This window comes from Vibrio sp. (genome assembly GCF_984391705.1).
Genome location: NZ_CFHWOM010000002.1, coordinates 112,517 through 124,377 on the forward strand (window position 1 = coordinate 112,517; position 11,861 = coordinate 124,377).

Sequence of the window (11,861 nt, forward strand, 5' to 3'; positions counted from 1 at the left end):
ACCTCCTATATACGAATGCGTGGGTCGATGACGGTGTATAAAATGTCGACCACCAAGTTAAAGAAGATGGTCAACGCAGCCACGATTAGAGTGATTCCCATCACTAGCCCGTAATCGCGATTGAGTGCGCCTGAGACAAAGTGTTGGCCCATACCGCCTGTACCAAAGAAGATATCGATGATGACTGACCCGGTGATCACCGCGACAAAGCTCGGGCCTAACATAGCGATAATCGGAATCAGTGATGGTCTCAGCGCATGATGAAATAGGATATAGCTGGTGGATAAACCTTTCGCTTTTGCAGTGCGGATGTATGGCTGATTCAGCGTTTCAATCATTGCGCCGCGCATTACCCTTGCAATACTTGCGACAGAGCCGATAGCCAAACTGAGTACTGGTAGAACGAGGAAAGACAGCTCTCCTCCTTCCCAACCACCTGCCGGAAGTAGTCCTAAGTGGATAGAGAAGATTGTTACCAGAACAGGTGCCAATACAAAGGCGGGAATCACTACGCCAGTCATCGAGAGTGACATAAGTAAGTAGTCTAATCTGCCATTTCGGTTAAGCGCTGCGATGGTGCCAAGGATCATGCCTAGCGGTACCGATATGGAAAATGAAATCACACCTAAAACGGCTGAAACAGGCCACGACTGAGCAACCAACTGAGTTACCGTAAAGTCTTGGTAAACGAAGCTAGGCCCCAGGTCGCCTTGGATAAAGTTACCAATGTAGATGAAAAACTGAATAATGAAGGGTTCATTTAGGTGAAACTTGGCTTCGATATTGGCTCTCACCACTTCTGGCATTGGGCGTTCCATGTCAAATGGGCCCCCAGGAGCGATGTGCATTAACCAAAATGAGACCAACGCAATGAAGAGAAGCGTTGGAATAGCGATCAGCAAGCGGCGAAGAATATACAACAACATGACGTATCCTTTCCTTAGAAAAAAGCCCGAAACCTACAGGGACACAGAAGCGCGTAGGTCCGGGCAAACAGTCCCAATTAATGGGCTCTCACGTAAACATTCTTGCGGTAATAAGAGGATTCTGGGTTGGTACGCTCATAGCCACCGACATACTCTTTAATCAAGTATTTATCGTTGCCACTACGGTACATTGGAATGATCGCCATATCTTCAATAAGAAGTTTTTCTGCAGCGATGTACTCTGCTGAAGGGTCGCTCAGGCTCTTAGATTCAGCCATCAAACGGTCATAATCAGCGTTGTTGTAATTCGAATCATTGTACTCACCTGTTGAGACAAAGATGTCTAGCCAGGTTGATGCTTCGTTGTAGTCGGCTGTCCAGCCTCCGCGACTGATGTTGCCTGGATCTTTTAGCGCATAGAACACTTTAGGTTCTAGCTGAATGATCTCAACTTGAACGCCAAGCACGCTTTTCCACATACCTGCCATCGCCGTTGCCATTTTCACATCGTTAGAAAAGGTTGGTACGGTAAACGTGAGCTTGAGTGGGTTGCTATCACTAAAGCCAGCTTCTTTAATCAGCGATTTCGCTTTGGCATTGCGTTCCGCTTGCGTCCAGTTAGCAAATTCAGGTGTGTGCGTTTTAAAGCCATCGGTTTGCGGTGGGACCAAAGTAAACATTGGAATACCGCCATTTTTCACAATCGCTTTAGTGATGATATTTCGGTCGATAGAGTATGACAGAGCTTGACGAACACGAAGGTCTTGAGTTGGTCCTTTTTCCGTATTTAGGTAGTAGAACGTTGAACCAAGTGAAGCGCTAGTATCAGCGACTTGCTCTGGGAATTTTTTCAACAGCTTTGATTTTTGAGCGGCAGGAATCGCAAGCGCTTGGTCAATTTCGCCTGCCAAGTAACGGTTTAGAGCTACATTTGCATCGCCAATAGGTAACCAGGTGACCTTGTTAAGGACGACGTTGTCAGCATCCCAGTATTTGTCATTTTTAACCATGACCATCTTCTCGTTGACCTTCCAGTCAGACACGGTAAATGCGCCGTTGGTCACGATGTTTTTCGGCTGCGTCCAAGCACTGCCATGTTTTTCGATGGTTCCTTGGTGTACAGGAGCCAGTACTGGGTGGCTAAGTAGTTTGATGAAAAATGGAACTGGCTTTTCAAGAGTGACTTCAAAAGTGTAGTCATCAATGGCTTTTACTCCAAGGGTATCTGCTGAAGCTTCACCTTTCATGATTTTGTTTGAGTTCTTGATACCAGGAATCGCTGCAAACCAAGCGTATGGTGATGCGGTTTCTGGATCAATCAGGCGCTGCCAGCTATATACAAAGTCGTGTGCGGTTAGAGGATCGCCATTCGACCATTGAGATTCACGTAGTGTAAAGGTGTAAACCGTATTGTTGTCGTTCGCACTCCAACTTTTGGCAATGCCAGGAATCGTTTTACCTTGCTTATCTTGGATGGTGAGGCCTTCGAAAAGGTCACGGCCCAAGTTAAATGCGGGCTCGGCGGCCTGTTTTGCAGGGTCAATGGACGTAACTTCTGCACCATTGTTTAGCGTAATTTCTTGTTTTTCAGCGAGTTGTGTCCCTGCTGGGTAAGGTTTGGCTAGGGCATTACCCGTGAAAAGGGCGGTTGCGATTGCACTGAGTGCGAGTAATTTTTTTGCTTTCATAGCTTCCTCGTTATGTCCTTATCGGAGTGGCCCCTTAGTGAATGTCTGAGAGGGGCGTTAGCAGTTCAAACGGCATGAGTGGCTAACACAGATAACTAAGGGGATATGAGGAATGTATATTGTATAAAACGACTCAACAAATAATATTTAACATGCTTGTAACAAGGTGGCAAAAACAAAGACTGCTGGTCTTAAAAACTGAACCTGAATAAAATTTGAGTGATTATTAACCAATAATCACTCATCGATCACAGCAAAATGAAATGGGCTATTAGCGCTTATTGGCGACGAAATCTGCAGGAGACTTCTTTAAGCAAATCGCCTGTAATTTCTGGCAGAGTGTCAGCGAAGAAAATCTGTTGGCCTGGGATGTTTCGAAACATCACATTGGTGAGCTCTCCAGTTTCATTGGCACAATTAGCCGCATGCATCTCACTCACTTTCTGGTCGATCTCTTGTTCTAATTTAAGTCTCTGCTCTGCGGTCAGGCGAACGCGGGCTTGGCAAACTTGTGAAACAGTGTCGTGTGCCATGGAGACTTTTTCAAAGCGACGCTTGAATAAGGTATCTAACTCAGTACCTTCTTCCATGATGAAACGTCGACCTGAGCGATAGAAAATCTTATCTCCGTGATTTTCCATATAACCTAAGATTTCTGCGATGCTTAAATAGAAGCGTAAACTGGTATCGGAAAGTTGATACTCTTCAGCTATCTCTTTGGGTGAACGGTTACATGACGTGACCAGGTAGATGAAGTCGAGCAAGTAGGGGTGCTCTACAAACAGAGCGTTTTGTTCATCCGATAAGAATTGCTCATTGTCTCGTTGGATCTGGATTGCGAGTGTCGACAGCTCCATCAGATCGGTGTTGAGATGAGTTGTGTACATTAAGATCTTATCCAAACCTAATGCTGGGTTATGTAGATGCCGCTTAATTGTTGAAAGTGGTACGCCGGTCTTGTCGGAAAGCGCACTGTAACACAGACCTTCATCGCGAATCTTTTGGCGAATCGCAGCAAGCAAAAATTCTGGGCCTATATGCATAGTAGGTACTCACTTATTTCCAGAGTAGTGTCGTTTTATTCTGTGGTTAGTTTTGACGTTCTAGCAGAAGATCCCGAATTGCAGCACCTGCTTCAAGGATGTGCTTTTTAAGCATATATTTCGCGCCTTCGATATCGCGATTTTGGCACATTTCGAGCAGTGCCTTATGCTCTTTATCCGCTTTCTCAGTGCCTTCGGTAAACAGTAATTGCATTCGAATGTAGCGATCACACTTGGTGTTTAAGTTGTAAATCACATCCATTGTTTCTGGCATATTGGCCGGAGCGTAGAGAGCTCTATGTAGTTCGTAGTTGTAGTTACTCCACTCTTCGACTTCATCACCACGATTGACCAAGTCATCGAATTTTGCACGAATTTCGTTCGCTCTTGCGAGATCTTCATCGGTCATATTCTGAATCGCGCGCTCGAGAATATGGCACTCCACAACGGCTCTGAGCTCAAACAGTTCATCTATTTTGTCGGGTGAAAGCTCCGTCACTGTGGCGCCTTTATGTGCTTCGAAGCTAACGAGTCCTTGAGCTTCAAGTTGCATCAACGCTTCACGTACCGGAATTCGGCTTACATTAAATTCTTTTGCCAATGCGTCTTGACGTAATGGCTGTCCGGTTTTTAACTCGCCCTTAAGAATCTTGGTTCGAATCGCTTCTTCGACTAACTGTGTACGAGTTTTAAAAACAGGTTTTTGCGACATCCCAGTCTCCGGTGTATCTAAATCATAATAAATTGTATTCAATATACCATTGGTGAGTGGGATTGCGACTTTCCATTCTTAAGTCAGCGTTTTTTTGGGGGATAGGTCAATTGTTCACACATACAAAGTGAGCTAGTTACTCCCAGCAATGGCAATAATGCGCTTGATTAGCGTCTCTTCTGTGAGCTCTTTATTTCGGTAGAAGCGGAAGATCTCCGAGTTAATCGCTTGCTGGGCGACGGGGTTAACGGCCATTGAGTCAATCATACTTGGTACGGCTTTCCTGTGCGCTAACCCTTGTTTAAATGCATCATACGACTTGATTTGGCATGGGTTAAAGTCACTGAGCTCAATATCCATGCGCACAGGAATGGAACCTTTAGCGCGGTTAAACTTGGCTTGGAACTCCTTGTTTGCCAGAGCATTCGCTACGCGATTGGCCTCTTGTTTATCAAATGGTTTGCTTGCCATGAAGATCAGGCTATCCATGTTATAGAGGAAAACGTCGTCACTCTCAGGCGCTGGGTAGCAGCCTATTTGTTCGGGCACTTGAATGCCTTTGGCCATAAGGTCACCCAGTATCCAATCGCCCCCGAGTTGAAACAGAGCTTGGTTATTTGCCAGTGCGGTGGTGGCGGTGTCCCATTTCGTATCAGGTAGTTGATTGTTGATAAGTAAACTTAAGCGGCGAAACTGTTGTAGTGCTGATTTTAAAGTAACGCTATCAATGCTTTGCGGATCGAGCTCAACCATCGCTTTGGTATAGAAGTCAACGCCGCCTGTTGCTATGACTAGGTTTTCAAACAGCTGAGCAATTTGCCATGGTTGCTCACCGACGGCGAGAGGGGGGATGCCTTGTTCTTTAGCTCGTTCCATTACGGCAAACATTGCTTGCCAAGTGGTTGGAATCGGTTGATTGATTTCATTAAGCAATCGGTGGTTGACCCATAGCCAGTTGAGGCGATGGAGCGTTAACGGAAGGGCGACGTAGCCATTCTCGGTTTTGTTTATCTGTTTTGAAAGCGGGTAGAGTGTGGTGTCCCAATTATTAGCTTTTGCTACTGAGTTAACATCATAAAGAATACCAATTGCATCCCATGCTTTGATACTGGGCCCTTCGATTTGAGCAAAACTTGGTGGGTTTCCGGCTAGGGCACGAGCTTGAAGTACGGTCATGGCACTGTCTCCGCCGCCGCCTAATACAGGGCTTGGTGCAAGCTTTATATCATGCTGATGTAACTGTTGGGTTAACACACTGAGTGCTTGCTGCTCACCTTGAGACGTCCACCAGTGGAGAAACTCAACATCGGCATAGGCGGGTGAAACAAGTGTAAAAGTAGAAAGATAAATCGCCAGTTTGTTCATAGTCAGTCTCTTGGGAAAGATAGCGTGGCGCGCAATCCGCCAAATGAAGAGTGGCTAAGAGAAAGAGAGCCACCGTGCGCTTTCGCAATGCTTTGAGAAATAGTGAGCCCCAACCCTGAGCCTTCTTGATCTTTATTCGCCCGGTAATAGGGTTGGCAGAGTTTTTCTAGAATAGCGTCATCCACGCCGCGACCGTGATCATCGATGACAATATTGACCGAATCGGCACTCTCGAATAGTTGGATTTCAGCTCTTTCGCCATATTTTAGAGCATTATCGACAAGGTTTTGAATGCAACGTTTGATCGCGAGAGGCTTGCCAGCCACAGAGGACTCTATTGAGCCTTGAATGTTTATTCGCTCGGATTGTGGTGTCACGGTAGTCGCAATATGTTCGACAAGTTGGTTGAAATCTATCGGTTCAATTTCTTCATGGATGTCGGTTTCCTTAATACATTGCAACGCCCCTTTGACCATTAAGTCCAAATCGTTGGCTAAGCGAGTGAAGCGCTGCCGGTCGGTGTCGTTATCAAGCATTTCCGCTCGCAGCTTTAAACATGCAATGGGCGTTTTTAAGTCATGTGAAATGGCACCAAATAGCATCTCTCGATCTTTTATGTGGCTGTCGATGCGGCGATTCATTTTATTAAATGCTCGGATCGCGGCTTTTAACTCCTTGCTACCGCGCTCTTTGACTTGAGGGATGTTGAGTCGGCTCGACATCAAAGTGGCGGCTTTAGCTAATTCGCGGATTGGTTGGATCTCTTTGCGAACGACGAACCAAGTGCAAATGAGCAGCAGCAGGGCTGAAAGAAGCAAAGTGAGCCACTCTCTAATGTCGAAGTAGTTGGTTTCCAGATTGATATAAGGCGCAGGCAGTACTGCCGCTAGGTAAAACCATTCATTCTCGTCCACTTCGACTTGCATCACTAAAATCGGAGGATTGAGATCGCCAAAAGAGAGAGAGTAGTGAGCCCATAGCATAGGGAGTTCATCAATGGGGAGCTCATTGTTAAAGACCCGCAGGTTGTCACGTTGGGTAAATTCAACCGAGATGTTCGGGGTTTCTTGTAGCTCTGCAGCCAACACTTGTTTGACTTCATTTAAGACCAGCGCTTTTCGTTCGCTGTCAGGCAGGGGAGGCGTTTCGATGTGGTGGTTATTGAGTGAGACAAAAAACCGGGTTCCACCCATGTTACGTAGTTGATTGAGTACAAGGTGGCGATATTCTGAAGGCAGCGTTTGAAAGAAAGAAATGGTGGAAGAAGCGCTCAATGCTAAGCTCTTTACCGTATTGGTTAATCCCTGTTTGTCGCGTTCATTGGCATGCTGATACCAGATCATCCCCGATAGCAATTGAGCGAGGATGATCACTAAGAGCAGGAAGATACTGGTTCTAAATGCGAGCGAGCTGGTCCACGTTTTAATTCTCATAGTGGACATCCGTGGTTAACATATAGCCTTTGTTCCGCACTGTTAGGATCAAAGAGCGATCTTTATCTTCCAAGTGATGCCTAAGTCGACTAATTTGTACGTCGATTCCTCGTTCAAAAGGGTCGGCATCTCTTCCCCATATTTCCCTTGCAATATCATCACGCGATAGGATTGTTTTCGCATTATTGACGAACAGTCCGAGTAGCGATAGATCGGCACCACTGAGCTGTTTTATCTGGTTATCTGCCAGATGGGTCAACTGCCGCGTGACCGTGTCGAGTGACCAATCATCAAAGCGGACTTTTCTGGCTAGTTGAGTTTGAGGGTTGTGTTGGCTGCGGCGTAAGATGGTTTTAATTCGAGCGAGTAATTCTCTTGGACTGAATGATTTAGTGATGTAATCGTCTGCGCCCATCTCCAAGCCAGCAACGCGGTCCGCTTCTTCAGTGACGGCGGTGAGCATAATAATGGGTATTTGTGAGTCACGGCGCAGCTTTTGGCATAAGGTGAAGCCATCTTCACCCGGCATCATGATATCTAAAATGATTAAATCGGGGCTGTGCTTTTTGAGTTGTTGCCACATCTCGCGCCCATTTTCCGCGCCAATAACATCAAACCCCGCTTTCCCCAAGTAGTCTGAGAGTGCTTCACGAAGATCTAAGTTGTCATCTACCACGAGTATCAGCTTGTTTTCCATCACTTTGCATCCTTGCCGCGAGTTTTAAATATGATGCAATTTCCACCAATAATTCTCAATTGAGGTAGCTCTAATTTATTGGTTACAAAGGGGGGAATTTGTAAGTCATCACTTACAAACTCGCAGTATTTTGTAACCTTGGCTGATTAGCAACTCGTTATGATCTTCCTGACTTTACGTGAAACAGAAATTTGGGTGTAACTCAAATGATAAAAACGCTGACAAATGTCAGGAGGGAACCATGTTTGGAAGTTTATTTGGACAACTACAAAAAATAGGCCGGTCACTGATGCTGCCTGTTGCGGTGCTGCCTGTAGCCGGTTTAATGCTGGGTATCGGTAATGCGGGGTTTGCGTTTATTCCAGAAGCGCTGAGTAAAATCATGCTTGCCGCGGGGGACGGCGTATTTGGCAATATGCAGTTGATGTTTGCAGTTGGAGTGGCGCTTGGGCTATCTAAAGGTAATGATGGCGCGGCGGCACTTGCTGGCTTGGTCGGACTCATTATCATGAACGCTTCATTAGGCATTGTCACCGGGCTGCGCGGCCTTGAAACCGATGCCACTATAATGGGTGTAGAAACGCTGCAAACCGGTGTATTCGGTGGCGTGATCATTGGTGCGGTTGCCGCCGTTATGTATAACCGCTTCTATGATATCCGTTTGCCAGAGTACTTAGGTTTCTTCGCCGGTAAACGTTTTGTACCTATCGTGACGGGATTGTCTGCCATTTTGGTTGGTGCTGTGCTCGCATTTGCATGGCCACCAGTCGGTCAACTTTTAGATGCTTTCTCTCACTGGGCGGCGTATCAAAACCCTGTATTGGCTTGGGCTGTTTATGGTGCTGGTGAGCGCTCACTACTGCCTGTCGGTTTACACCACATCTGGAATGCACCATTCTTCTTTGAAGTGGGTAGCTACATTGACCCTGACACAGGCAAAGAGATCACGGGTGAGCTGACACGATTCTTCGCTGGCGATAAAACGGCAGGTTACTTGTCTGGTGGATTTATGTACTCAATGTGGGCACTGCCAGCTGCAGCGCTAGCAATCTATCATTGTGCTACGCCAGAGCGTAAAAAAATCGTCGGTGGTTTGATGATGTCAGCAGCGTTGACCTCATGGTTAACAGGTATTACTGAGCCTATCGAGTTTACATTCTTGTTTGTCGCGCCTGTGCTCTACATCATCCATATCTTCTTGACTGGTATAGCCTTTGCCATCACAGCATTCTTGGAGATTAAACACAGTACCGACTTTGCTCACGGCGCGATTCAGTTCTTCTTGTACTACCCAATGTCGAGCAATGCGTGGATGTTCATCATCATTGGTCCAATCTGGGCGACACTATACTACGGCCTATTCCGCTTCTTGATTGTGAAACTCGATCTAAAAACGCCAGGGCGAGAAACGGACATTGCCGAGGTCAAAATTGCTGGTCAGCCAGATGAGATAGCGGTTGGTGTTGTGGCTGCGCTAGGTGGCAAAGCGAACATCAAATCGGTGGACGCATGTATCACAAGGCTACGAGTGTCGGTGAAGGATATCGCTAACGTCGATGTTGAGAAGCTAAAGCAATTGGGCGCACACGATGTTCTTGTGATTGGCGACAGCTTACAAGCGATATTTGGTACTCAATCCGATACGATTAAATCAGAAATTCATGGTGTGCTCGCACTGTCTTAATCTTACCTACCCCCTAATTTGGTAAGGCTTGCCAACCTCTCCTGAGGTTGGCTTTTTCGTTAACCTCAGTGCAGACGTCGCCTTAGCATGACAAGTCCAATTAAGCTGATAACAAATAGGATATTTACGCTACCCCCACCAGAACCACTCCGGTAGCTGACTTTGGCAATATTCTCTTCTTTAACTCGAACTTTGAAGCTCTCCAGTTCATCATTCAGGTTGACCACCATGTCTGTAACGGCGAGATCAAAACCTTTCTCGGAGTTTTGATAGAAGGTGTCATCAAGGCCTACCGCTGTCGAGTAGGATTCAACCTTACTGATCCCCGGTGCGCGGAACAGCAGTTGGCGACTTTGAATGTCGAAAAGAGCCGTATCAACAAAGGTTTGAGTAGTATTTTCATCCCCAGGGATCATGTATAAGCCAGCAATTGTCCAGTAGAGCAAAGATGCACTGTTTTGGGTACTGCGGGCGATTTGATCATAAGAAACAAGCGCCATTACTTGAATGTTGTACAACCTCGAGAGCTGGTCGAGATTGTCAAAGCTACCGCCATTTTTTAGATAATTACCAGAGATGATCTCAATGCGGTTGATGTAACTTAACTGAGCAAATTCACTTTTCACTTGACTGAGAATCTCTTGCTTACGGCTAGCAGAAAGATTCAATTTGCCAAACTCTGAGGAGGGGACAAAAGCAATACCAATGTTCAATGGCAGAGTGAGATGCGGAGTGCTCGGTTGATGCTTGGCATAGTCTTGGGTGTCTGGGTAAAGGAAGTCAACTAGGCTACTAGAGGCTTGCTCTTGACGATCTATTGAACTACAACCGACTAATAGTAAAGGCAAAATTAATAATGAGATCAGTTTTTTCATTTTCAAATCCTTTTACTTCGAAGTGAATTCCTAAGTAACTATTTGGTTATGATGGTTTAACGGTGTGATGAATCCTAACGGATTAAATTTATTTTGAACAGTGTTTTTTATTTTGGTTGGATAATTTGTGAGAAACCGAGTAGTTCGGCTTCTCACTGTTCAGTCGAATGATTTAAGGGAGATAACAGTCGTTCACCCTTTCGATTTAGAGAGCTGTTGAATGAAGAATTCAAGCTCTTTGGTAGAACGAAGGATGTGAATGGTTTTGTGTTTGGCCATCTTGTTTAGTGACTGAGTAAAATCATCGTTCCAAAAGCTCGGGCTAAGCTTGAGCATTTTATAACTTTCCCTTGTCCCTTTAAAAACCGAGCTTCCTTCTGGCCAACCTTCAGGTTTAACATACAGGCTTTTTAGTAATCGCTTTGTGACGAACCAATAACAGACTGGATAGGGTAAATCGATGTATACGAGCGTGTCCGCCTCATCGAGACGTTTGCGAAATGATGCCAAGGGCCCTAGACCATCAATGACCCATTGTTCTGAGTTGAGGATGTTATCGTGGATCCCATCGAAGCTTTGCCTATCAATCGGCTTTCCATTGGCTTGATAGACGATAGAGTCGAGTTGATGAAGTGTGATTCCTTTCGTTTCCGACAGCGCTTTGCTCAGCGTTGATTTTCCACTGCCTGGCTTTCCGAATACGGCGACCTTTTTCATGTAACCTCCTAACGTTTTAGTCCCGTAAGGTAGATACAGAAAACCCACCGTTACGGGTGGGTTTTATACAAACAAAGCGCAGCAACAATCCCACCATTCCTAAGGAATGATGATAATTCGAGCGTGACGTTGTGCGAGTTGTTTTGTCATATTGTTACTTTTCGATAAACAGCTTGGATTGTCAATCGGTTTGCGTAATTTTTATACAGGTTTCTAAGCCTAAAATATGCCACCGTCACCTGATGAATCCGAACCAAAATCTACCCCGCCAGATTGATCACATGAAGTGTTGGTTGAACTTGATGACGTGGACGAATGAATCTTGGCGTATTCTAGGTATGCGTCAAAGGTTGGTAGAGCGTCTTGCTTAAATAACACGTTACTCACTTCACGATGAAACTCAGGTTGATTGCCAAATGCGCTTGAGAGCCCTAGTGACATATAGAAGCTGGGGTGTGTGATCATGGCGTAGGCGTAGTTGCAGTACTTAGTGTCTTGTTCTTTGCCGATTGCCTTTAATGCCCAATTAATTTCTTGGGGGTCATAGTTATCTTTCTTACCAAACTTAATTGATAGTCTCGGTGCGACTTCCATTGCGACAGATTTGATTATGCGGCTTTTTGACCATGGAAACATATTTGCTCCTAGCTTAACGATGCGTTCATTCCACATCGCATTAACATCGTGAATGTCATAGTGCCGTTTAATAATCGTATAGGCA

11 protein-coding genes are annotated in these 11,861 nt (G+C 45.6%); 1 reads left to right on the forward strand and 10 read right to left on the reverse strand.

What is annotated here, in order from left to right; genetic code table 11:
* Positions 1-5: 5 nt before the first annotated feature.
* From oppB to AC4MRV_RS02895, 7 genes are all read right to left on the reverse strand, one after another.
* Positions 6-926, reverse strand: coding sequence for an oligopeptide ABC transporter permease OppB (gene oppB / locus AC4MRV_RS02865; protein ID WP_491185912.1), 921 nt, complete (start codon positions 924-926; stop codon positions 6-8).
* Positions 927-1,003: 77 nt separating this feature from the next.
* Positions 1,004-2,614 (reverse strand): peptide ABC transporter substrate-binding protein, encoded by a 1,611-nt coding sequence (locus AC4MRV_RS02870; protein ID WP_491185913.1) that lies wholly within the window; start codon positions 2,612-2,614, stop codon positions 1,004-1,006.
* Between the two features lie 278 nt (positions 2,615-2,892).
* Positions 2,893-3,657, reverse strand: a complete 765-nt coding sequence (locus AC4MRV_RS02875) for a transcriptional regulator (RefSeq protein ID WP_491185914.1) — start codon at positions 3,655-3,657, stop codon at positions 2,893-2,895.
* Between the two features lie 46 nt (positions 3,658-3,703).
* A complete protein-coding gene (locus AC4MRV_RS02880) occupies positions 3,704-4,369 on the reverse strand; it encodes a GntR family transcriptional regulator (protein WP_491185915.1) in 666 nt (221 codons plus the stop codon).
* Positions 4,370-4,501: 132 nt separating this feature from the next.
* Entirely contained in the window at positions 4,502-5,734 is a 1,233-nt protein-coding gene (locus AC4MRV_RS02885) for an ABC transporter substrate-binding protein (protein ID WP_491185916.1), read from the reverse strand.
* Between the two features lie 2 nt (positions 5,735-5,736).
* Positions 5,737-7,167, reverse strand: a complete 1,431-nt coding sequence (locus AC4MRV_RS02890) for an ATP-binding protein (protein WP_491185917.1) — start codon at positions 7,165-7,167, stop codon at positions 5,737-5,739.
* The gene (locus AC4MRV_RS02895) at positions 7,157-7,864 is read right to left on the reverse strand and encodes a response regulator transcription factor (protein WP_491185918.1); all 708 of its coding nucleotides are present in this window, start codon (positions 7,862-7,864) and stop codon (positions 7,157-7,159) included. Before AC4MRV_RS02895 ends, AC4MRV_RS02890 begins: the two co-directional genes overlap by 11 nt.
* A gap of 241 nt (positions 7,865-8,105) precedes the next feature.
* Here AC4MRV_RS02895 and ptsG point away from each other — a divergent pair, with 241 nt between their 5' ends.
* Entirely contained in the window at positions 8,106-9,548 is a 1,443-nt protein-coding gene (gene ptsG, locus AC4MRV_RS02900; RefSeq protein WP_491185919.1) for a glucose-specific PTS transporter subunit IIBC, read from the forward strand.
* Between the two features lie 65 nt (positions 9,549-9,613).
* On the opposite strand, the gene rhlP is transcribed toward ptsG, so the two are convergent.
* From rhlP to AC4MRV_RS02915, 3 genes are all read right to left on the reverse strand, one after another.
* Positions 9,614-10,423: a rhombotarget lipoprotein gene (rhlP, locus tag AC4MRV_RS02905; protein WP_491185920.1), complete on the reverse strand. Its 810-nt coding sequence runs from the start codon at positions 10,421-10,423 to the stop codon at positions 9,614-9,616.
* 192 nt (positions 10,424-10,615) lie between these two features.
* Complete coding sequence (locus tag AC4MRV_RS02910; protein ID WP_491185921.1) at positions 10,616-11,140, reverse strand: P-loop NTPase family protein; 525 nt, start codon at positions 11,138-11,140, stop codon at positions 10,616-10,618.
* Between the two features lie 219 nt (positions 11,141-11,359).
* Positions 11,360-11,776 (reverse strand): DUF6559 family protein, encoded by a 417-nt coding sequence (locus AC4MRV_RS02915; RefSeq protein WP_491185922.1) that lies wholly within the window; start codon positions 11,774-11,776, stop codon positions 11,360-11,362.
* Between the last annotated feature and the right edge of the window lie 85 nt (positions 11,777-11,861).